General features: G+C 67.9%; 18 protein-coding genes. 7 read left to right on the forward strand and 11 right to left on the reverse strand.

What is annotated here, in order from left to right; translation table 11 throughout:
- Positions 1-259: 259 nt before the first annotated feature.
- The 7 genes from NF876_RS07710 to NF876_RS07740 form a co-directional block, all read right to left on the reverse strand.
- Positions 260-1,153, reverse strand: a complete 894-nt coding sequence (locus NF876_RS07710) for an NAD-dependent epimerase/dehydratase family protein (RefSeq protein WP_262268224.1) — start codon at positions 1,151-1,153, stop codon at positions 260-262.
- A 58-nt stretch (positions 1,154-1,211) separates the two neighbouring features.
- Positions 1,212-2,366 carry a mandelate racemase/muconate lactonizing enzyme family protein gene (locus NF876_RS07715; RefSeq protein ID WP_262268225.1) on the reverse strand — a complete coding sequence of 385 codons (1,155 nt, stop codon included), beginning with the start codon at positions 2,364-2,366 and terminating at the stop codon, positions 1,212-1,214.
- A gap of 12 nt (positions 2,367-2,378) precedes the next feature.
- Positions 2,379-3,587: a D-mannonate dehydratase ManD gene (gene manD, locus NF876_RS07720; protein ID WP_262268226.1), complete on the reverse strand. Its 1,209-nt coding sequence runs from the start codon at positions 3,585-3,587 to the stop codon at positions 2,379-2,381.
- A 4-nt stretch (positions 3,588-3,591) separates the two neighbouring features.
- Complete coding sequence (locus NF876_RS07725) at positions 3,592-5,292, reverse strand: ABC transporter ATP-binding protein (protein WP_262268227.1); 1,701 nt, start codon at positions 5,290-5,292, stop codon at positions 3,592-3,594.
- Positions 5,289-6,443: an ABC transporter permease gene (locus tag NF876_RS07730; protein WP_262268228.1), complete on the reverse strand. Its 1,155-nt coding sequence runs from the start codon at positions 6,441-6,443 to the stop codon at positions 5,289-5,291. The genes NF876_RS07725 and NF876_RS07730 overlap by 4 nt, the downstream gene beginning before the upstream one ends.
- Complete coding sequence (locus NF876_RS07735; RefSeq protein ID WP_262268229.1) at positions 6,440-7,426, reverse strand: ABC transporter permease; 987 nt, start codon at positions 7,424-7,426, stop codon at positions 6,440-6,442. The genes NF876_RS07730 and NF876_RS07735 overlap by 4 nt, the downstream gene beginning before the upstream one ends.
- Positions 7,427-7,498: 72 nt before the next feature.
- Entirely contained in the window at positions 7,499-9,439 is a 1,941-nt protein-coding gene (locus NF876_RS07740) for an ABC transporter substrate-binding protein (RefSeq protein ID WP_262268230.1), read from the reverse strand.
- A gap of 169 nt (positions 9,440-9,608) precedes the next feature.
- Between NF876_RS07740 and NF876_RS07745 the strand changes: the two genes are divergently transcribed.
- On the forward strand, positions 9,609-10,307 hold the full coding sequence (locus tag NF876_RS07745) for a GntR family transcriptional regulator (RefSeq protein ID WP_262268231.1): 699 nt from the start codon (positions 9,609-9,611) through the stop codon (positions 10,305-10,307).
- A 210-nt stretch (positions 10,308-10,517) separates the two neighbouring features.
- Here the strand turns inward: NF876_RS07745 and NF876_RS07750 are convergent, their stop codons facing one another.
- Positions 10,518-11,294 (reverse strand): hypothetical protein, encoded by a 777-nt coding sequence (locus NF876_RS07750; protein ID WP_262268232.1) that lies wholly within the window; start codon positions 11,292-11,294, stop codon positions 10,518-10,520.
- A 136-nt stretch (positions 11,295-11,430) separates the two neighbouring features.
- On the opposite strand from NF876_RS07750, the gene NF876_RS07755 reads away from it, so the two are divergent.
- Complete coding sequence (locus tag NF876_RS07755) at positions 11,431-12,441, forward strand: zinc-binding alcohol dehydrogenase family protein (protein ID WP_262268233.1); 1,011 nt, start codon at positions 11,431-11,433, stop codon at positions 12,439-12,441.
- A gap of 532 nt (positions 12,442-12,973) precedes the next feature.
- Here the strand turns inward: NF876_RS07755 and NF876_RS07760 are convergent.
- Positions 12,974-13,639 (reverse strand): class I SAM-dependent methyltransferase, encoded by a 666-nt coding sequence (locus NF876_RS07760; protein WP_262268234.1) that lies wholly within the window; start codon positions 13,637-13,639, stop codon positions 12,974-12,976.
- A 572-nt stretch (positions 13,640-14,211) separates the two neighbouring features.
- On the opposite strand from NF876_RS07760, the gene NF876_RS07765 reads away from it, so the two are divergent.
- Positions 14,212-14,364 carry a DUF1127 domain-containing protein gene (locus NF876_RS07765; protein ID WP_373371376.1) on the forward strand — a complete coding sequence of 51 codons (153 nt, stop codon included), beginning with the start codon at positions 14,212-14,214 and terminating at the stop codon, positions 14,362-14,364.
- 198 nt (positions 14,365-14,562) lie between these two features.
- Here NF876_RS07765 and NF876_RS07770 read toward each other — a convergent pair whose 3' ends face one another.
- Positions 14,563-15,183, reverse strand: a complete 621-nt coding sequence (locus tag NF876_RS07770) for a class I SAM-dependent methyltransferase (protein ID WP_262268235.1) — start codon at positions 15,181-15,183, stop codon at positions 14,563-14,565.
- A 301-nt stretch (positions 15,184-15,484) separates the two neighbouring features.
- On the opposite strand from NF876_RS07770, the gene NF876_RS07775 reads away from it, so the two are divergent.
- The 4 genes from NF876_RS07775 to purN all read left to right on the forward strand — a co-directional run bounded on the left by NF876_RS07775 (position 15,485) and on the right by purN (position 19,862).
- Positions 15,485-16,648 carry a DUF2778 domain-containing protein gene (locus tag NF876_RS07775; RefSeq protein WP_262268236.1) on the forward strand — a complete coding sequence of 388 codons (1,164 nt, stop codon included), beginning with the start codon at positions 15,485-15,487 and terminating at the stop codon, positions 16,646-16,648.
- Between the two features lie 110 nt (positions 16,649-16,758).
- Positions 16,759-17,916 (forward strand): alginate lyase family protein, encoded by a 1,158-nt coding sequence (locus NF876_RS07780; RefSeq protein WP_262268237.1) that lies wholly within the window; start codon positions 16,759-16,761, stop codon positions 17,914-17,916.
- Positions 17,917-18,144: 228 nt separating this feature from the next.
- Entirely contained in the window at positions 18,145-19,215 is a 1,071-nt protein-coding gene (gene purM / locus NF876_RS07785; RefSeq protein WP_262268238.1) for a phosphoribosylformylglycinamidine cyclo-ligase, read from the forward strand.
- Positions 19,215-19,862 carry a phosphoribosylglycinamide formyltransferase gene (gene purN, locus NF876_RS07790; protein WP_262268239.1) on the forward strand — a complete coding sequence of 216 codons (648 nt, stop codon included), beginning with the start codon at positions 19,215-19,217 and terminating at the stop codon, positions 19,860-19,862. The genes purM and purN overlap by 1 nt, the downstream gene beginning before the upstream one ends.
- 43 nt (positions 19,863-19,905) lie before the next feature.
- Here purN and NF876_RS07795 read toward each other — a convergent pair whose 3' ends face one another.
- Complete coding sequence (locus NF876_RS07795) at positions 19,906-21,174, reverse strand: lytic murein transglycosylase (protein ID WP_262268240.1); 1,269 nt, start codon at positions 21,172-21,174, stop codon at positions 19,906-19,908.
- Positions 21,175-21,212: the final 38 nt, after the last annotated feature.

A 21,212-nucleotide genomic window follows, 5' to 3' on the forward strand; every position in this document is an offset into this window, starting at 1 on the left:
TGCGCCGGTCAAGAGAAGGAGCCTCGGATGAATCCCAAAAGTGGTGTCCACTTTTTGGGTCCGAGGCTCTAGCCGGCTCTCTGCAGACTCGAAGCCTGACTGAACAACCACCCGTTCGTCATCACCGGCCTCGTGCCGGTGATCCCGATCGGAAAGGCACGGCGCTCCAGACGATCGGGATGGCCGGGACAGGCCCGGCCATGACCTGGGAGGATTATGCGCCGAAGGCTGACAAACCCCTGCTTCCCGGCTCCGAGCCTCACCCGACGTGATCCCAGATGTCGTCCTGCGGCTCGTAGCCGATCATCCGGCGGGTGGTCTCGATGTCCCACGGCATGCCGCGGTTCGCCGACATGCCGTTGACCACGATGCCGGGCTGCCCCCAGGATCCGGCATCGGCGCGCAGCGCCCGCTCCATGACGGCCGTGAAGTCCCGGTTCGAGAGCCACATGTTGCGGAACCAGCGCAGGTCGCGCTCCGTGTCCGGGCCGACATTCGGCTCCTCGCCGGGCAGGCCCGACGTGTTGATCGTCTCCGGCCGGTTCTCCCCCGGCTGGCACCAGCCGATCCGCACGCAGACCGCCGTCAGCGTGCCGTTCGAGCGGTGCGCCTCCGCCAGGCAGGCGCGCTCGCCCATGAGCTTGGACGCCGCATAGGCGGTGCCCTGGAGCATCTCGCGGCCGTTGAACCAGCGCGTTCCGGGCCCCGGCTCGAGGGATGTCGTCAGGCCGCCCGGCGTCAGCGTATCGGCGAGAGGCGCATCCTTGTACTGCCCCATCACGTGGTTCGACGAGGCGAACACGATCCGCCGCAGTCCCGTCCGTCCGGCTGCGCCGAGCAGGGCCAGGGTCATGTCGAAGGACGCGCAGGCATCGCTCCAGGGCGCATCCGGGTACGGGTTCTGAGCCGCGAAATGAACCGCGGCGTCGACCCCGCCCAGGGCCTCGCGCCATGACGCGTCGGCGGGATCGGCGAGGTTCCCGGCGACCCATTGGACCCGGTCGCCGGGCGCGGGCGATGCGGGCGCCGAGCGGTCGAGGGCGACGATCCGCCCGCACCAGTCCTGCGCCAGGAGATGGGCGATCAGCTTTTGACCGAGATTGCCGCCTGCGCCCGTGATGAGGACGGAGCGGACCGGGTTCGGGGACGTCATGATCGTGCGGAATCTCCTGGATGATCGAGCGTGAGTATCGCGCCCCGGCGTCCGGCTGTCACCAGTTGGTCACCGAGCCGTCCCGTCTGCGCAGATGCGGCGCCTCCCAGAACGCGAAGCTCTGACGGGCAATCAGCTCCTCGTTCACCTCGATCCCGAGACCGGGCGCATCGGGCACGACGTAATGCGCGCCTGCGAGCCGGGGCTGGACCGGGAAGAACTCCGCATTGTCGAAGCCGAGATGCGTCTCCGCCGGGCTCGCGCGGGTTTCGAGCCAGGAGAAGTTCGGCACCGCGGCCGAGAAATGGATGGTCGCGGCCGTGCAGACGGGGCCGAGCGGGTTGTGCGGCATCATGTCGACGTAATGCGTCTCGCTCCAGGCGGCGACCTTCATCGACTCGGTCAGGCCGCCGACATTGCACACGTCGAGGCGGTTGAACTGATGGATGTCGCGCTCGATATAGGGCTGGAACTGCCATTTCGAGGCGAATTCCTCGCCGATGGCGAAGGGGATGTCGGTGAGCCGCCGCAGCGCCTCGTAGGAGCCCGGCGACTCGTCGCGGATCGGCTCCTCGAGGAAGTCGAGGGTGCCGGACGGCATCTTCTGGCAGAAGCTCGCCGCCTCCGCGACGCTGAGGCGGTGGTGGTAGTCGATGCCGAGCACGACGTCATCGCCGAGCGCCTCGCGGGCCTTCACGCACCACTTCGCCGTGGTGGCGATGTGCTCGCGCGGCTCGTAGATGTCCTTGTTCTCGTGACCGGCCGGCGAGAGCCGCATGGCCGTCCAGCCGTGCTCGACCAGCATCCGGGCCTGCTCGATCATCGCGGGACCGGGCTCCGCGAAGGTCGTGGCGAAGGTCGGGATCCGGTCGCGCTGCTTGCCGCCGAGCAGCTCGTAGACCGGCACGCCGAGGGCCTTGCCCTTGATGTCGTGGAGCGCGATGTCGATGGCCGAGATCGCCGCCTGCAGCACGCGCCCGCCCTCGAAATACTGGCTGCGGTACATCTCCTGCCACAGGCCGCCGATCCTGAACGGATCGCGGCCGCGCAGGAACTCGGCGTAGTGCTCGAGCGCGCCGACGACGGCCTTCTCGCGGCCGGACAGGCCGCTCTCGCCCCAGCCGAAAATGTCCTCGTCGGTCTCGACCTTCACCAGAAGCTGGTTGCGGATGCCGACCTTGACGGCATAGCTCTTGATCGCGGTGATCTTCATCGTGTCCTCGGATTACCAATGCCACAGGGTGCCGTCTTCGAGACGGTTCACCGGCAGATAGGCGCGCTGGTATGGGTACTTCTCCGCCAGCCTCTCGTCGATGTCGACGCCGTGGCCGACCGCCTCGCCCGGGTGCAGGTAGCCGTAGGACAGGCTCCAGGCGCCCGGGAAGACCTCGAGGATTTCCGGCAGGTAGCCGGAATATTCCTGGATGCCGAAATTGGGCACCCACAGGTCGAGATGCAGGTTGGCCCCGAGGCAGATCGGCGACATGTCCATGGCGCCGTGGCAGGCGGTGCGCACGTTGTAGACGCTCGCGAAATCCATGATCCGGCGCAGCGCCGTGACGCCGCCCGCATGCACGGTGGTCATGCGGATGTAGTCGATGAGCTGCTCCTCCATGAGGAGCCGCGCATCCCAGATGGTGTTGAACACCTCGCCGACCGCGAGCGGCGTCGTGGTGTGCTTGCGGATCAGCCGGAAGCCTTCCTGGTGCTCGGCCGCCACCGCGTCCTCGAGCCAGAACAGGCGGGCGAACTCCAAGTCCTTGCCGAGCCGGGCCGCCTCGATGGGCGTCAGGCGGTGATGGGTGTCGTGCAGGAGCTCGATGTCCGGGCCATGGGCCTCGCGCACCGCCTTGAACAGCTCGGGCACGTAGCGCAGGTATTTCGACGTGGACCAGGTCTCCTCGTGCGGGACCGCGTCGTCGAGGGCGTTGTTGGTGACCGATTTCGCCCCCGTGCCGTAGACGTCCGGGAGCCCGGGGATGCCGACCTGGACGCGGATCGCCCTGTAGCCCTGCTCCCTGCGCCGCCCGACCGCCTCGACCGCCTCGGCGATGTCGCGGCCCTGGGCGTGGGTGTAGCACAGCACCTTCTCGCGGCTCGCGCCGCCGAGGAGCTGATAGAGCGGCATGCCGGCCGCCTTGGCCTTGATGTCCCACAGGGCCGTGTCGATGCCGGCGATCGCCGCCATGGTGACCGGGCCGCGGCGCCAGTAGGCGCCCCGGTAGAAATACTGCCAGATGTCCTCGATGCGGCTCGGGTCGCGGCCGATCAGGAGCGGCGCGAGATGGTCCTTGAGGTAGGACGCAACCGCGAGTTCCCGGCCGTTCAGCGTCGCGTCGCCGACCCCGGTCAGTCCCTCGTCGGTGACGATCTTGACCGTGACGAAGTTGCGCCCCGGCGAGCAGACGATGATTTTGACGTCGGTGATTTTCATCGATTTATCCGTTGGCTGAAAGCGTGCGGCCGGGTTCGTACCGGAAGCGGTTGTGCATGCGCCGATGGTTGGGATCGGGATGGGGAATGGCCGAGAGCAGCGCCCGCGTGTAGCCGTGCTGCGGGTCGTTGACGACCTGGTCGGTCTCGCCCAGCTCGACGATCCTGCCGCGATACATGACCGCGACGCGGTCGCACATGTAGCGGATCACCGACATGTCGTGGGAGATGAACACATAGGAGAGGCCGAGCTCGTCCTGCAGCTTCATCATGAGATCGAGCATCTGCGAGCGCAGCGACACGTCGAGCGCCGAGGTCGCCTCGTCGGCCACGATGAGGCGGGGCTTCAGGGCGATGGCCCGGGCGATGCCGATGCGCTGGCGCTGGCCGCCGGAGAAGGCGTGCGGATAGCGCTCGCGCCAGGCGGGCTCCAGCCCGACCTGCCGCATGAGGTCGGCGACGCGTTCGTCGAGCGCCCTGCCCTTCACGCCGGCGATCCTGAGCGGCTCGGCGATGATTTGGCCGACGGTCTTGCGCGGGCTCAGCGACCCCACGGGATCCTGGAAGATCATCCGGACCTCGCGGCGGACCTTCTCCAGGTCCGCCTTGTCGGCCGTGCGGATGTCGACCGTCCGGCCATCGGGGCGGCGGTAGTCGATGGCGCCTTCCTGCGGGTCGTAGATGCGCAGCAGGCAGCGGCCCATCGTGGTCTTGCCGGAGCCGGACTCGCCAACGATGCCGAGGGTCTCGCCGGGACGGACGCTCAGCGACACGTCGTCGACCGCCTTGACGCCCGACGGGAAGGTGAGCGAGAGGTTGCGCACCTCGAGGAGCGGCGGGGTTCCGGCCGGGATCGGCGCGCGCGTCAGCCGGACATCGGCCTTTTTCTCCAGCTTGACGACCGAGCCGATCAGCCGGCGCGTATAGGCGTCCTGCGGGGCGTGGAAGATCTGCTCGACCGGTCCGCGCTCCATCACCTTGCCGCGATACATGACCAGGACCTCGTCGGCGATCTCGGCCACCACGCCCATGTCGTGGGTGATGAACAGCACGGCCATGCCGTGGCTCTTCTGCAGCTTCTTGACGAGGTCGAGGATCTCCGCCTGCGTGGTGACGTCGAGTGCCGTGGTCGGCTCGTCGGCGATGAGCACCGACGGGTTGCAGGCGAGCGCCATGGCGATCATGACGCGCTGGCGCATGCCGCCCGAAAACTCGAAGGTGTAGCGGTCGATGGCGGATTCCGGACGCGGGATCTCCACCTGCCGCAGGAGCTCGAGGACGCGCTCGCGCTGCTCGTGCCTGGGCGTGCCGAAATGGATGCGCAGGGCCTCGCCGATCTGCGTGCCGATGCGGTGGACCGGCGAGAGCGAGCTCATCGGCTCCTGGAAGATCATGGCGATCTCCTTGCCGCGCACGCTTCGGATCTCCCGGCCCCGCGGATCGAGCCTGGCCAGATCGGTCGTCGAGCCGTCGGGCCGGCTGAGCAGGATCGAGCCGCTCTCGATGCGGCCGGGCCGGTCGACGATCTGCAGGATCGACCGCGCCGTCACCGACTTGCCCGAGCCGGATTCGCCGACCACGCAGAGGGTCTGGCCGCGCTTCAGGTCGAACGACACGCCGTCGACCGCCCTGAAGAGACCGGTGCGGGTCGGGAAGACCGTCTTGAGATCCCTGACCTGCAGGATCGTATCCGTGATCGTGCTCATGATACCGACTCGTAGGGATCGGCCGCATCGCGGAGGCCGTCGCCGAGGAAGTTGAGGGCAAGGACCGAGATCACGATGGCGGCGGCCGGCGTGAAGAGCAGCCACGGCGCCTGTGCGACCGCGCGGATGTTCTGCGCCTCCTGCAGCAGGACGCCCCAGGAGATGATCGGCGGCTGCAGGCCGATGCCCAGGAACGAGAGCGCGGTCTCGGCCAGGATCATCGACGGGATCGCGAGCGTCAGGGTGGCGATGATGTGGCTGATGAAGGACGGCACCAGATGGTGGAAGATGATGCCGATCTCGCTCATGCCGTCGAGCCGGGCGGCGATCACGAAATCCTCGTTCCTGAGCGACAGGAACTTGCCGCGCACCTCGCGGGCCAGGCTCGTCCAGCCGATCAGCGAGACGATCAGCGTGATGACGAAATAGGTCCGCAGCGGCGGCCAGCCCACCGGGATCGCGGCCGCGAAGCCCATCCAGAGCGGGATGGTCGGGATCGAGCGCAGGAGCTCGATGAGGCGCTGGATCGCCAGGTCGACCCAGCCGCCGAAGAAGCCCGAGATGCCCCCGATGGTCACCCCGAGGATCAGGCTGATGAAGACGCCCACGAGCCCGATGGAGAGCGAGATCTTGGCTCCATGGACGACCCGCGAGAAGATGTCCCGGCCCAGCCGGTCGGCGCCGAAGACGTACAGGCTGTCGCCCGGCTTCGGGTTCGTGAGGCCGAAGAGCTTGGTCCGCATCGGGATGACGCCGAGCAGATAATAGGGCTGCTGAGCCGGCACGAAGAACGAGACCGACAGCGGCTTCGCCGGATCGGGCGTGAACTCGCGACGCATCGACTCGGTGTTGAGCGTCATCTTGAGCTGGTTCACGTGCGGCTCGAACGACCCGTCCCGGAACAGCGAGAGGCTCTGCGGCGGCGCATAGGTGAAGCGCGCGTTCGTGGCGTTGGGATCGAGGGGCGCGATGAAGTCCGCGAAGGCCGCGACGAGATACATGAACAGGATCACCACGAGGCTCAGAAGCGCGATCTTGTGCTTCTTGAACTTGAGCCAGAACAGGCGCCACTGGCCGGCGACGGCCATGTCCCGGCCATGCAGGTCGAGCGACGTGGTGGTTTCGGGCGGCAGGCTGGTGATGTCGGTCATTGGAGCCGGATCCGCGGGTCGGTAATGGCGAGCAGGATGTCCGAGATCAGCGTGCCGATGATGGTGAGCACCGAGATCAGCAGGATCAGCGAGCCGGCGAGGTACATGTCCTGGGCGAGCAGCGCCCGGAGCAGCAGCGGTCCCGTGGTCGGCAGGCTCATGACCACCGACACGATGATCTCGCCCGAGATGACCGCCGGCAGGATCCAGCCCAGGGTCGAGATCAGGGGGTTGAGGGCGAGACGAACGGGATAGCGCAGCAGGAGCTCCAGCTCCGACATGCCCTTGGCCCGGGCCGTGGTGACATAGGGCTTGGAGAGCTCGTCGAGCAGGTTGGCCCGCATGATGCGCACGAGCGCCGCGAGGGACCCGAGGCCGATCACCACCACGGGCAGCCAGACGTGCTGGGCGAAATCGGCCAGCTTGCCGAGGCTCCAGGGCGCGTCCACGTAGTCGGGCGAGAACAGCCCTCCCACGCTCTGCCCGAACCAGGCCGACATGACGTACATGGCCGAGAGCGCCATCAGGAAGTCGGGCACGGCCAGGAAGAAGAAGGCCAGGAAGGTGGCCGCGTAGTCGGAGATCGAGTACTGGCGCACCGCCGACAGGATCCCGATCGGGATGGCGATCGCCCAGACGAAGCACAGGGTCAGCAGCGAGAGCAGCAGCGAGAAGCCCAGGCGGTTCCAGATCAGTTCCGTCACGGGCTTGCCGAGCTCGAACGAGATGCCGAAATCGCCTCTCGTCAAGATCCCGGCGATCCACTTGAAGTACTGGACGTAGATCGGCTGGTCGAGGCCGTAGCGCTCGCGCATGGCCGCCACCGTGCCGGCCTCGACGGCGCCGCCCTGGCTCGCCCAATCGGCCATCAGGGTCGTGAGATAGTCGCCCGGCGGAAGCTGGATGATGATGAAGGCCACGATGGAGACGGCGAACAGTGTCGGAATCGCGAACACCATCCGCTTGGCTATGTAGCGAAGCATGAACCTGACCGCTCGATGGGATCGAAGAGGCCTCCGGCGGCAGGTTCGCTGCCGCCGGAACCGGACGGCGCCTTATTTGGCCGGCTTGTCGAAGTACCACTGGGTCAGCGTCGGGGCCGGATGCCAGAGGTTGCCGGTGATCGGGATGCCGTTGACGACGTTCTTCAGGTTGTTCGACGTCATCATGTATTTCGGCATGGGACGGGAGATGCCGATATTGAGGAAGTTGTCGGCCGACAGGTTCAGAAAGTCCTTCATCTTCTGGCGGCGGTCGTCGTCCGTGACGGCGGCGTTGACCTTGTCATAGGCGGCCATCAGGGTCTTGATCCCCTCCGGGGGCTCCTCGCCGGTGGCGTGGTTCGAGTACCACTCGCTCCACTTCATGGCGAAGAAGATGTCGGCCTTCTGGAACGGCATGTAGCAGCGCGGGTCCGTGTAGACCTCGGAGAGGCCGCCGACGCAGTTCCAGATATAGGCGTCCTGCTCGTTGGCCGACCACATGGTGTTGAGGCGGGCGCGGTCGGTGGTGCGCAGCTGGATGTCCACGCCCACGTCCTTGGCGTATTGCTGCACCATCTGCATCACGTCCGGATAGGACAGGCCGAACACGTCCGCGACCATGAAGTTGATGGTGAAGCGCTTGCCCGCCTCATCGAGGCGGAAGCCTTCGGGGTCCTTCTTCGGCATGATCCTGTCGAGGATCTCGGCCGCGCGCTTGGGGTCGTACTCGGTGTACTGGTTGGCCTGGCGCTCGTTGAAGAGTTCGTGCTCGGGCTGCACCGCCACCTGGGCCGGAGCGCCCTGCCCCACATAGACGAGGTCGATGATCTCCTGCCGGTTGATGGCATGGCTGAGCGCGATGCGGAAATCCTTGTTCTGGAAGATCTTGCGCTTGACCGGGTCGGTCGAGTTCAGGTTGAGCAGGATGACCGCGTCGTTCGCCGGCAGGTCCTTCACGTCCACGAAGTGATAGTTGCCGGTCTTCTGGCCGTCGAAGAGCACCGACTTGAAGGTGGAGTTGTTGATGTGCCGGAACGCGAAGTCGAACTCGCCCGAGGTCATCTTGAGCGCCATGAGCTGCGGGTCGTCGAGCTTGGCCCAGGTGATGCCGTCGATGTAGGGGAGCTGGTTTCCGGCCGTGTCGACCTTCCAGTAATAGGGGTTGCGGGTCGCGACCACGCGCTCGCTGTCCGCATAGGGAACCGTCAGCACCCAGGGATTGAGGGTGGGGAGCGCGAGGTTCTGCCAATAGGGCGGCTGGAAGGTCAGGGAGACCTTGGAGTTGAACAGCGCCACCCAGTCGCCGGCCGCCGGGTTGGCCTTCAGCAGCGCCGGGATGCCTTCCTTGTTGTACTTCTCGTGGAACTGGCTGAGGTAGTGCTTGGGATAGATGACCGGAAGGTGGCCCTGGCCGTAGGCGAGCTGCTGCAGGAAGAGCCCGTAGGGCGTCTCGAACTTGAACTCCACGGTCAGGTCGTCGATCTTGGTCACCTTCACGGGCTTGCCGGCCACCGTGAAGGTCGGGTTCTTGGCGGGCGACAGCGCGTTGTTCATGAACACGTCTTCGTACCAGAACATGATGTCGTCGACGGTGAACGGCTGACCGTCGCTCCACCTCAGGCCCTTGCGGAGCTTGAACGTGTAGGTGGTCGCATCCTCGGACGCCTTGAACTCCTCGGCGAGCGACGGCATGACCTTCTTCCACTGCGGATCCCAGCGCACGAGGAGCTCGTTGGCGATGGTGCGGGTCAGGTTGTACTGGTCGCCGTTGGCGAGGATCGTGGTGCGCAGGGTGCCGCCGTACTTGCCGACGCCGTCGACCATGGTCTCCACATAGGGGTGTTCCGGAAGGCGCTCGGAGACCGCCGGAAGCTTGCCGGCCTTGACCTGCTCGTCGAGCATCGGCGCCTGCTTGTAATCCGCCGCCCCGGCCGGGGACAGCGCGCCCAGAAGCATGGCGCCCAGCAGGCCCGTCGACATGACGAGGCCGGGCAGCTTGTGCGGATAGCCCATCGCGTTTTCTCCTCTTGGCCGGCTTTCCGCCGGTTCCCTCCCGAACGGCCGCCCTGGAGCGGCCGTATCGCGAGGCTTTCAAATCGTACATTATTTGTCAATGCGAATGTATCGTTTATGATGTTTCGTCCTTGGCAGAGCCGGGGAATGCGAATAAAGAAACACCGCCATGAGAACGATCGCCAGCATCCGACAAGCCGCTTCCGAGCGGGACGACGAGGACACCGGGTCCTCGGTCTACGACCGCCTGCGGGACGACATCATCCACGGGCGGGTCAAGCCGAACGAGCGCCTCAAGGTGTCCGAGCTGGCGACCCGCATGGGCACGTCAACCAATCCGGTGCGCGAGGCCCTGCAGCAGCTGCGTGGGGAAGGCTTCGTCGTCATGACGCCGAATCGCGGCGCGCGGGTGCGGCCCATCGACGAGGATTTCGTGCGGGACATCTGCGAGATCGAGGTTCTCATCGAGCCGGCCCTGACCCGCTGGTTCGTCGGGATCGTCACCAAGGCCGAGATCGAGGAGCTGGAGCGCATCCAGTCGGAGATCGAGGCACTGAACTTCGGCGACGAGATGAAGCACTCCAATCTCGACCTGCAGTTCCACCAGCTCATGTACGACCGGCACTACAACCGCCATGCGGTCGACCTGTGGGTGCGCCACCGGCAGATCCTCTGGGCGATCAGCCGGCGCTTTCCCACGTCGCTCAGCCGGCAGTCGAACGTGCTCGACGAGCACCGCGAGCTGATCGCCTGCATCAAGGCGCAGGATGCCGAGGGGGCCGCCCAGGTGATCGCCCGACACGTGGGCGGGTCCGGCCGTCACATCATGGAGCGCATGCGCCTGGCCCGCCTGTCGACACCGGCATGAAAAAGCCCAGGCTCCGGGGCGAACGGACAGGATGCCTTCGCATCTCCGCCTCGCGCACTACGGGCCTGGGCTGATCGGGTCCAGACGGGCGCCTGCATCGTCAGGCAAGCGCAGGAACAGCACGTGCCGGAGTACATCCGTCCTGGCACGGGCCCATCGACGCTGGCGGTGACGCCCGCCCGGTCGAAGTCCACAACAATGTCCGCTGGGTCAGCCTGATATGGGGATTGGATCGCCATCCGCAAGGGGCGCGTCGAACTCTTCTTGCAAGGCGAGTTCAGCCATGGGCATCCGCCGCCTGGCCCGGCCGGCGGCTTCCTCGGCATTCTTCTCCACATGGGCCGTCCGGTTGATCACCTGGAGGTTGGGCGCGCCCCAGAAGGCGAGCAGGGCCGGCCAAGGCGTCTGGCGATGCTCGGACCAGACGGCGAAGAGCGGAACCCGGTGGTCGACCTCGGCGGTCCTGAGCAGCCGGCGCCCGCTCGTCGCGCAGCGCCGCTGCTGGCGCAGCTTGAGGCTGCGGAGGTGGTCGGGCGGCGACGTCCAGAACTGCCAAGCGACCACGCAGGCGGCGTGCCAGGTGGCGTTCCGGTTCGGCTTGCGGTCGTCCCAGAGATCGCGATGCCAGCCCAGCCGGTAGACCGGCTGCCCGCACACGCAGCAATGCCCCGGTCCCCGGGCGAAGGCCGTCTCCCGATACGGGGCCGGCGGGGCGCGGAAGGATGCCGGCAGGCCGGTCTCCCGGTCGGAGCCGAGACGCCATTGCCAACCGGCCGGCTGTCCGCTCCGGGCCGCGAGCGCCCGGGCGAGCCGGTCGGCCAGGAGCGGCCGGTGGCGCCAGTAGGATTCCACCGCCCGGCGCTGGGTCGGCGGAATCAGCGGCTGCCGCAGCGCGTGCGACAGGACGCAGGCGGGAAAGAGCGCCGAGAGGCGCTTCTCGAGCCGCGCTCTCGCCTTCTGGTTCTTCTCGTCTCGCCAGGTCGACATGCGCAGGGCCGTCTCGTGTGAATCGCCGCCCGTCTGTAGCGGCAAGACGCGTCCAGGTGAATATGGGCATTGCGATTTGCCGCTCTCGCCATAAGCTCACGGACAACGAACACGAGACCCGCTGGGAGAGACGCCGATGAAAGCCCTACGCTGCGACGAGCCCGGACGCCTGAGCGTGATCCAGCGGGACGTTCCGAGCGCGGGCCCGGGCGAGGTGCTGGTGCGCATCCGGCGGGTCGGAATCTGCGGGACCGACTATCACATCTTTCAAGGCAACCAGCCCTACCTCGAATACCCGCGGGTGATCGGCCACGAGCTCGCAGGCGAGATCGCCGAGGCGCCGTCGGGCAGCGCGTTCAAGACCGGCGACATCGTGTGCATCGAGCCTTACCTGTATTGCGGAGCCTGCCGCGCGTGCCGGCAGGGCAAGACCAATTGCTGCCAGCGTCTGCAGGTGCTGGGCGTGCATCGCGACGGCGGCGCCTGCGAGTACATCGCCGTGCCGGAGCGCAACGTGGTGCCGGTCGCGGGCCTGGGCCTGGACGAGGCCGCCATGGTCGAATTCCTGGCGATCGGCGCCCACGGGGTGCGGCGCTCGGGAGCGGGTCCGGGAAGCCGCGTCGCCGTGGTGGGAGCCGGGCCGATCGGCATCGCGGCGTCGATCTTCGCCAAGGCCCGCGGGGCCGAGATTTCCGTGCTCGACATGAACGCCCGGCGGCTCGCCTTCTGCCAGGACGAGATCGGGGTCGACCACGTGGTGGAGGTGTCTCCCGACGTGGACGACCGCCTGAAGGCGATCACGGACGGCGATTTCTTCGACGTCGTCATCGACGCGACCGGCAGCCCGAAGGCGATGATGAAGGGCTTCTCCTATGTCGGCCACGGGGGCACCTACGTGCTCCTGTCGATCGTGCGCGCCGACATCGCCTTCAACGACCCGGAATTCCACAAGCGCGAGACGTCGCTGCTCGGGAGCCGCAATGCCACGCGGGAAGATTTCGAGACCGTGCTCGACGTCATGCTCGGCGGCGGCGTGCCGACGGCCGCGCTGGCGAGCCACCGCGGCGGCCTCGACGATGCGCCGGGCCTCATTCCCCTGTGGTCGGCGCCCGAGGCCGGGGTCATCAAGGCGCTGGTCGAAATCTAGCGCATCATGCGGACGAAAGCGGGCCACGCTCGTGACCTGAAGGGCCGCGCTCCTCCCGGAGAGGATGGAAACGCTCTCCCGTCATGGCCGGCCGGTCATCACCCTGCTCTCGCCGGCCATCCCGATTCGGTGAAGCGCGGCGCCTCTCGGAAGCGGGATCACCGGGACGAGCCCGGTGATGACGTGGAGAAGGTGGTAAGGGCCGGCGCTGCCACCCTCCACACGTCATGGCCGGCCTTGTGCCGGCCATCCCGATGCGGTGAGGCGCGGCGTTCCCAACAATCGGGATCACCGGCACAAGGCCGGTGATGACGTGGTGGTGGATTGGACGGGCCGGTGATGACGACGGGGTGACCATCCGGCCGAGCGATCAGGACAGGGGCCCGAACGATACGCCGCTTAAGGATGTGAGCATCGGACGGGAAACGTGGTGCCACTGTTCACGTCCGATGCTGCAAGCATTCGATTGAACGCATCTTTGCACGCAAAACCGGTTCCCACTTTTCCCGTCCGATGCTCCGGTCCCGGCCGATCAGGCCGGATCCTTGAAGATCCGGCATTTCGGCGGATCGAACTCGAACGGGACCTTGCCCTCGGGGGCGAAGAACGAGTCGAAGGCCTCCTTGACGCCGGGCCAGTGCGGATAGTCGTCGCCGATGAGCACGCCGCCGGGCCGGATCATCGGCCACCATTCGCGCAGGTCCGACGTGACCGCGTGCACGTCGTGGCCGCCGTCGATATGGACCACGTCCGGCCGCACGTCGTTGTGCTTCAGCACGTGCGCGGCATTCACCGAGTCGAGCGGCAGGGGCAGCACGTAATCCTGCAGCCCCTCCCCGACGATATTGGCCGCGAAGGTGTGGTAGAGCGCCGGATAGCCGTTGATGAAGTTCAGGTGCGCGAACCACTCGTCGTTGTTCCAGTGGTCCCAGGCGCCGAGCCAGGTATCGACCGCGATCACCACCCCGTCGAGCCCCAGGGCCTTCATGGTCGAGGCGAGCGAGATGACGGAACCGCCCTTCCAGACCCCGACCTCGACCACCACCGAGGGCCGCAGCGTCTCGATCGCGTCCGTCAGATAGGGGTGCTGCGAGCCCCAGCCCTGCTGGTCCTGCCGGTACAGCCGGGCCGGGAAATTCCGGAACGGATCCTGACCGCGCCACATCCGGCTCACCAGCGCGTCTCGGACCTGTGTCATTCGGGGCCTCGCTCGTCATTGTCGGGTGGGCATCGTGCCCGAGAGCATCGGACCCGCTGCTCACACCCCTGAGCGGCACATCCTGCGGCGGGGGCCCGGAGGGCCGCGTCGGCGACCCGCCGGGTCCGCATGATGTGCCAGGGGAACAACAGCGTTCCTGCCGACAAGGTTCAGAGAGCCCGCGGCGGACGGGTGGGAGCCGGGCGCGCCGGAATGCCCATCCCGGGGGCATTTCGCCTCCTGAACAAGCGCAAGGCGCATAGCAATAAAGCATTTACCTTTGTGACATGCGGAAGGTGCATATCGATTATGCCGATAACCGGTCTTTTGCAGCGCACAAAAGCGGTCATATTACCTATACCAAAGTATGAGACACGGGTTCGGGGCTCGACCTTAATGCCAAGCCGCCCGGATCCTCTTTCAGGAGACCATGATGATCATCGTCAGCTTGCTTCGCCTCTTCCGCAGCATCGTGTCGGAAGCCCGCCAGATGCAGCGCCAAGCCGCCCGCCGTCACCCCGGGCTCGACTGGTAGTCCCGAGCCCCGGATCACCCCTCAAGGAGACCTATCCATGATCACCTCCATGATCCTCGCCCGCCTCGCCTCCTGGCGCCGCTACCGCCAGACCTTCCGCGAACTCGAAGCGCTCAACGACCGCGAACTCGCGGATCTCGGCCTCGGCCGCCGCGACATCCGGGTCGTCGCCCGCCAGGCTGCCCGCTAAAGCATCGGACGTGAAAAGTGGACTTGCACTTTTGAGATCCATCCGATGCTTTCTTCTTGAATGAGAGCATCGGACCCGGGGGCCGATCCCCGGGCACGGGACCCTGCGAGAGCTGTATCCACTCGCGTGGGATCATCTCTCTTCTTTGGCTTGCCGCATTTTCAACGGCGAACCGGATCCCCTTCGCCGAAAAATGCTCTAGGCGGCCTGCGCGACGCCCTGGCACAGGAAGCCGACCGGCCGCGGCGCGCCGTCGAGGTAGTAGTGCTCGATGCGCCGGATCGTGAACCCGGCCTCGTCGAGAAGCTGCTGGACCGGACGGGTCAGGTTGCAGCCGACCGCGAGCCGGCGCCAGATCGGATTGAGCCGGTGCTGCCAGGTCGCCACGCCGGCATCGCTCGACAGGCCGTGCTCCAGAAACAGCACGCGGCCATCGGGCTTGAGCACGCGTCGCACCTCGCGCAGCGCCTGGGCCGGATCCTCCACCGAGCACAGGGTGTAGGTGATCACCGCCGTATCGATGATGCCGTCCGCGAGCGGCAGCGCCTCGGCCGGGGCCCGGATGACATCCAGGGGAACCGGCGAGTGGCGGCGGCGCTCGCGGCCCAGGTTCAGGAACTCCGCCATGGGATCGACCCCGATCACCCGCGTCACGCGGGCCGGGTCGTAGAGCGGCAGGTTCAGTCCCGGACCGATCCCGATCTCCAGCACCACGCCCGAGGCCTGCGGAACGACCTTCTCGCGCTCGGCCGTGATGCCCTCCATCCCGCACAGGCAGCTGACGAAGCGCGGGCCGATGTGACGTGCGTAGAACCCCATGCCGAGGTCTCCCCTTGAACGGTTGGAAAAGGCAACCCTTTTCCCATCCATATCCCTTGCCCGCGCGGCGATCTGTGAGCCAGCGCACGCCGTCTCGCCGCCGCGAATTGGGCAGAAGGGCGCCACATTCCTTCGACAGAAGCGCACCCGGTTATCCCTAATTTAACCAAGCCGTCGTCTAATCCGACTCGTGAAGATATTGCTTCACGCATGAACGCCCCGACCCGTCCGGCGTCCGTTACGCCGCCATCCCGGGCTCGACGCCGATCATGCGCCATCGGGTTGTTGCGTAGAGTTCGCCATGTTGCATTCCTCCTATCCGTCGGGCGGTCGCGCCCCGCGCGGCCCGCGCAGAAAGCGGCGCAATCTTCTGCCGACGGCGGCTCTCGTGGCGATCTCGATGAGCCCTCTCGCCTACTTCGTCGATTTCACCCGCCAGAACGACTCGCCGGCGGCCGCGCCCGTGAGCACCGTCGCCGCTCCTGCGGCGGTTCGGGAAGCCGCCGTGGCGAGCCTCGATCCGGCGCTGGTCAGCCCGACGCCGCTGATCGGCGCCGAGGCGCATCGCTTCGCGCGCAACGCCCCGCTGCCGGCCGAGCTCGCGGCGCCGGTGCAGCGCCAGGCGAGCCTTGCGCCGGTCGCCTCCCCGGCGCCCGTGGCGCCCGTGGCGCCCGACCAGCCGGCTCCGGTCCAGGCGATGGCGGAAGCCCTCCAGCCGATGCCTCTCTCCGCGCCCGTGCCGCTGCCGGTGCCGCGCCCGGCCGACCTGTTCCCGGCCAGACCCGCCCCGGCCCCGCAGATGGCGAATGCGCCGGTCCGCCCCCCGATGACGCAACGGGTCGCGGCCGCCGCCGCCCCGGTCGGCCAGCAGGCCGACAACCGCTCCTTCATCGAGAAATTCTTCGGCATCAAGCCCGCCTCCCCGCCCGCGGACGCGCTCAGCTACGCGTCCATCGACGGCGGCAGCACCGGCAGCATCGCGCCGACCTCGCGCTTCGTCCCCGCGCCCGAGACCGGCGGCGGGGGCACCGCCGTCTACGACATCAGCGCCCAGGTGGTGATCATGCCCAACGGCGAGAGGCTGGAGGCGCATTCGGGCCTCGGCGACATGATGGACAACCCGCGCCACGTGAACGTGCGGATGAGGGGCCCGACGCCCCCGGGCACCTACATGGTCACCGAACGCGAGGCGCTCTTTCACGGCGTCCGCGCGCTTCGGCTCACGCCGGTCGGCGGCAGCGGCGCCATCTACGGGCGCGACGGCATCCTGGCCCACACCTACATGCTCGGCCCGCGCGGCGACTCGAACGGCTGCGTGTCGTTCAGGAACTACGACCGCTTCCTGCAGGCCTATCTTCGCGGCGAGGTGAAGCGCCTGGTCGTCACCGCCGGGCGCGGGCAGGATCTGCTGCCGCCCCTGGCCTATCGAAGCCGCACGGCCCGGCGCTCCGACCGCGCCATTTGACCGCGACGGGCGCACCCGTCGTCACCGGCGGCCGGGCCGGCCTACCCCCAATGGACCGCCTACCTCGGAAGGTTCGGCGGTCTGGCATTGCGCGGTCCCGCACCTAGTTCATGATCGGCCCCGCCGACCGGGGACGGCGCGACGGGGGATTGCGAATGATGGTGGAATGGGCTGTGTCGCGTCCTGTGCTTCGACCCGTGCTCGCCGTCACGGCCCTTCTCGGTCTGCTCCTGGGCGGCGCACCGGCGCGGGCCCAGGGCGCCGGCTATCTCGTCCCGGCGCCGGCGAAGGACGCCGTGCAGGCCAAGCCGAAATACGAATGCGACGCGCCGGACGCGCCGGTGATCACCCTCGACACCCAGAGCAAGTACCGGCAGGACGACGCCCGGCGCGCGACCATCGACGAGGAGGCCGAGGAGGCCTATTCCGAAGCCGTCGAGCCCCTGCGCGCCTATGGCAAGACCCTGGCGCGGATCGCCAACGCCTATGTGAAATCCAGCCCGAAGAACACGGCCGCGGCCGCCTGTGCCCTCACCTGGCTCGATCATTGGGCTTCGGCGAAGGCCATGACCGACCTGCGCTCCCGGCAGGCGCATTTCAATCTGGGCCAGGCGCTCGCCGGCTTCGCCCTGGCCTATCTCCAGGTCCGCCAGGCTCCGGGCCTGGACGAGGAGCAGAAGAAGCGCGTCGAGGCCTGGCTCAAGGCCCTGGGCCGGCAGATCGCCGACGCGAAGGACGTGGGCAAGGGCGTCTCCGGCCGGAACAACCACCGCTACTGGGCGGGCCTGAGCGCCACGGCCGCCGGGATCGCCAGCGGCGACAGGCGGCTGACCGAGTGGGGCCTCGACAGCGCCCGGATCGGCCTCGCCCAGGTCACGCCCGACGGGACGCTTCCGCTCGAGATGAACCGCGGCAAGCGCGCCCGCGACTACCATGTCTTCGCCGCCGAGCCCCTGGTCGCCACCGCGGAGCTCGCGCACGCCCAGGGCGTCGACCTCTATGCCGAGCACGGGGGCGCCCTGTCGCGCCTCGTGAACCGGGTGGTGGAGTCCCTGGACAACCCGTCCTTCTTCGAGAAGGCCACGGGCACTCCGCAGGAGCCCTATTCCGGCGACGGCACCGTGCCGCCGCACCGCATCGCCTGGCTCGAGATCCACGAGAACCGCCACCCCTCGCCGAAGGCGGAGGCGATCCTGAGCGCGAAACGTCCCGTCGCGTCGAGCGGGATCGGCGGCAACACGACGCTGCTGTTCCACGACGAGGATTGAGCGGCGTTCCAAGAATCGGGATCACTGGGACGAGCCCGGCACTGACACCCGCCACGTCATGGCCGGCCTTGTGCCGGCCATCCCGATCGGAAAAGCGCGGCGCCCTACGGAAGCGGGATCACCCGGACGAGCCCGTCGATTGCACCCGTCCGATCCCTCATCGTCGCTCAAATCCCCTTGCCTCCCGGTCTCTCTCGTCTTACTGCCCGAGCCAACACGGGGTGAGCCATGACGACCGAGAAGCAGACGAACGGCCTGACCTATGCCCAAGCGGGCGTCGACATCGACGCGGGCAACGCCATGGTCGACCAGATCAAGCCCCTGGTGCGCTCGACGCGGCGGCCCGGCGCCGACGCGGAGATCGGCGGCTTCGGCGGGCTCTTCGACCTCAGGGCCGCAGGGTTCAAGGACCCGATCCTCGTCGCGGCCAATGACGGCGTCGGCACCAAGGTCAAGATCGCCATCGACACGGGCCTCCACGACACCATCGGCATCGACCTCGTGGCCATGTGCGTGAACGACATCATCGTGCAGGGGGCCGAGCCCCTGTTCTTCCTCGACTATTTCGCCACCGGCAAGCTCTCTCCCGAGGTCGGCGTCCATATCGTCAGGGGCATCGCCGAGGGCTGCCTCCAGGCCGGCTGCGCGCTGATCGGCGGCGAGACCGCCGAGATGCCGGGGCTCTATGCGAAAGGCGATTACGACCTGGCAGGCTTCGCGGTCGGCGCCGCCGAGCGCGGCACGCTCCTGCCCGGGGATGTGCGCGTCGGCGACGTGCTCATCGGGCTGCCCTCCTCGGGCGTCCATTCCAACGGCTTCTCCCTCGTGCGCCGGATCGTCGAGCAGTCCGGCCTCGCCTGGGATGCGCCCGCCCCCTTCGCGCAGGGCCGGAGCCTCGCCCAGGCCCTGCTGGAGCCGACCCGGATCTACGTGAAGGCCCTGCTGGAGGTCCTGAAGGGCAGCGACGGCATCAACGCCCTCTGCCACATCACCGGCGGCGGCTTCCCGGACAACATTCCCCGCGTCCTGCCGGACGGCGTCGGCGTGCGCCTCGACCTCGACGCGATCGCCGTCCCGCCCGTGTTCGGCTGGCTCGCCAGGGCCGGCGGCGTGGCCGAGGCCGAGATGCTGCGAACCTTCAACTGCGGCGTCGGAATGATCGTCGTGGCCGCGGCCGACCGGGCGGAGGCCGTGATGGAGCGGCTGCGCAAGGCCGGCGAGGCTCCGGTTCGGATCGGCGAAACCGTGGCCCATGCCGGCGGCGAGCGCGTCGGGACCGTGGGGCGCCTGGCGCTCTGATGACACGCCGCCGCGTCGCCATCCTGATCTCGGGCCGCGGCTCGAACATGGCCTCCCTGATCGAGGCCGCCCGCGCGGCGGATTTCCCCGCCGAGATCGCCCTCGTCCTGTCGAACCGCCCGGACGCGGCCGGACTGGAGCGCGCGCGGGAGGCCGGGATCGCCACCTGCGTGATCGACCACAAGGCCCATGCCAGCCGCGAGGCTTTCGAGCACGCGATGGATGCCGCCCTCGCGTCGCACGGCATCGCCTTCGTCTGCCTCGCCGGGTTCATGCGGGTTCTGACGGACGGGTTCGTGGAGCGCTGGGCTGGCCGCATGGTCAATGTCCACCCGTCCCTGCTGCCCCTTTATCGCGGCACCCGGACCCACCGCCGGGCCCTCGAGGACGGCGTGCTCGTGCACGGCTGCACGGTCCATTTCGTGGTGCCGGAACTCGACGCCGGCCCGATCATCGCCCAGGCGGCGGTGCCGGTCGTGCCGGGCGACACCGAGGAGAGCCTCGCGGCCCGCGTGATCGAGCAGGAACACCGGCTCTATCCGCGGGCCCTGCGCCTGATCTGCGATGGAACGGCACGGCTTGAGAACGGGCGCGTGGTGTTCTCGCACGCATGGGACGCGAGCGGCGCGCTCCATTCGCCGGCCTGAAGCCCATCCGCTCCCGGCCTTCGGTCGGTTGCGGCGATCGCGCTCAGCGCAAAGCCTCGACGAGGGCGGCATCGGGAAAGCAGGTCTCGTCGCGGCGACCTTTGCCCTGCCATTGGCCGATCGCCGTGCGGGTGGCGAAGCCGATCAGGCCGTCGACCTTGCCGACATCATAGCCCTGGCCCTTCAGCCTCTCCTGCATCGTCTGGATATCGCCGCGCCGCAGGGAATCGATCGGCCGCCACCGTCCGGCGAAGGCCGACGCGCCGCGCATGCGGTCGGCCAGATGGCCGATGAAGAGGGCGTAGAGGTCGGACTCGTTGTACTGCTTGAGGACGTAGAAGTTCTCCGACACCAGGAAGGCGGGCCCGAGGCGGCCTGCCGGCATGACCAGGAAGGCCGTCGTGTCGCCGCTCCACGGGGGCGGGGCCCCCGCGGCGGGCGTCAGTCCGAGCCGGAGCCAGTCCTGCATCGGCCTGCCCTGTCGCGGCCCCTCCAGCGTGCAGGAGAGGGCCTGCGGCAGGCTCGCCTCGAAGCCCCAGCCGGGACCCGGCTTCCAGCCATGCTCGCGCAGGTAGTTCGCAATCGAGGCCAGGCTGTCCGGCACCGAGTCCCAGACGTCCCGACGGCCGTCGGCGTCGGCGTCGACCGCGTAGCGCAGGAATTTCGAGGGAAGAAGCTGCGGCTGTCCCAGGGCTCCGGCCCAGGACGACAGCAGGGTCTCGCCGGAAAAATGATCCTCCTCGAGGATCACCAGGGCGGCGAGAAGCTCCGGATAATACAGCGCCTTCCGGCGCCCCATGAAAGCCTGCGTGGCCAGAACCCGCAGGGCCTGGTGTTTTGCCCGGACGCGGCCGAAATGCGACTCCCGCCCCCAGATCGCGACCACGATCTCCCGTGGCACGCCGTACCGACGCTCGATGTCGTCGAGAGCGGATCCCCAACGCTGCAGCAGCGCACGGCCGTCCTTGGCCAGGGCAGCGAGCTGGGATTCGGGGAAATACCGGCCGGGGCTCTGGAACTCCGCCTGGCGCAGGTCATCGGAGGGCGCCGCCTGCCCCGGCGGCAGAAGCTCCGGGAGAGCCCAGTCGAGCCCCGTCGCCGACAGGTTGCGCTCGAAGGTCTCTCGGGAGACGCCCTGCTTCTGCGCATCGGGCCAGACCGTCCCGTCCAGCCAGTTCCGGAACTGCCGTTCCGTCGTGGCGCGGAGATCCTGCGCCCGCAGCATCGAGCCCCCCGGCACCGGAGCGGCGCACGCCACCAGGGCGGCGAGAGCGACGGCCGAGACGCGGGACAGGTTGGCGAATGCAGGCATGGCCAGAAGACTAGAGCGTCGGACGTGAAAAGTGGACC

The sequence above is a fragment of the Microvirga yunnanensis genome, from assembly GCF_025460875.1.

Bases quoted from the DNA above. Each gene is read 5' to 3' on its own strand.
- NF876_RS07710 (WP_262268224.1), bottom strand. From the start codon at position 1,153: ATGACGTCCCCGAACCCGGTCCGCTCCGTCCTCATCACGGGCGCAGGC.
- NF876_RS07715 (WP_262268225.1), bottom strand. From the start codon at position 2,366: ATGAAGATCACCGCGATCAAGAGCTATGCCGTCAAGGTCGGCATCCGC.
- manD (WP_262268226.1), bottom strand. From the start codon at position 3,587: ATGAAAATCACCGACGTCAAAATCATCGTCTGCTCGCCGGGGCGCAAC.
- NF876_RS07725 (WP_262268227.1), bottom strand. From the start codon at position 5,292: ATGAGCACGATCACGGATACGATCCTGCAGGTCAGGGATCTCAAGACG.
- NF876_RS07730 (WP_262268228.1), bottom strand. From the start codon at position 6,443: ATGACCGACATCACCAGCCTGCCGCCCGAAACCACCACGTCGCTCGAC.
- NF876_RS07735 (WP_262268229.1), bottom strand. From the start codon at position 7,426: ATGCTTCGCTACATAGCCAAGCGGATGGTGTTCGCGATTCCGACACTG.
- NF876_RS07740 (WP_262268230.1), bottom strand. From the start codon at position 9,439: ATGGGCTATCCGCACAAGCTGCCCGGCCTCGTCATGTCGACGGGCCTG.
- NF876_RS07745 (WP_262268231.1), top strand. From the start codon at position 9,609: ATGAGAACGATCGCCAGCATCCGACAAGCCGCTTCCGAGCGGGACGAC.
- NF876_RS07750 (WP_262268232.1), bottom strand. From the start codon at position 11,294: ATGTCGACCTGGCGAGACGAGAAGAACCAGAAGGCGAGAGCGCGGCTC.
- NF876_RS07755 (WP_262268233.1), top strand. From the start codon at position 11,431: ATGAAAGCCCTACGCTGCGACGAGCCCGGACGCCTGAGCGTGATCCAG.
- NF876_RS07760 (WP_262268234.1), bottom strand. From the start codon at position 13,639: ATGACACAGGTCCGAGACGCGCTGGTGAGCCGGATGTGGCGCGGTCAG.
- NF876_RS07765 (WP_373371376.1), top strand. From the start codon at position 14,212: ATGATCACCTCCATGATCCTCGCCCGCCTCGCCTCCTGGCGCCGCTAC.
- NF876_RS07770 (WP_262268235.1), bottom strand. From the start codon at position 15,183: ATGGGGTTCTACGCACGTCACATCGGCCCGCGCTTCGTCAGCTGCCTG.
- NF876_RS07775 (WP_262268236.1), top strand. From the start codon at position 15,485: ATGTTGCATTCCTCCTATCCGTCGGGCGGTCGCGCCCCGCGCGGCCCG.
- NF876_RS07780 (WP_262268237.1), top strand. From the start codon at position 16,759: ATGATCGGCCCCGCCGACCGGGGACGGCGCGACGGGGGATTGCGAATG.
- purM (WP_262268238.1), top strand. From the start codon at position 18,145: ATGACGACCGAGAAGCAGACGAACGGCCTGACCTATGCCCAAGCGGGC.
- purN (WP_262268239.1), top strand. From the start codon at position 19,215: ATGACACGCCGCCGCGTCGCCATCCTGATCTCGGGCCGCGGCTCGAAC.
- NF876_RS07795 (WP_262268240.1), bottom strand. From the start codon at position 21,174: ATGCCTGCATTCGCCAACCTGTCCCGCGTCTCGGCCGTCGCTCTCGCC.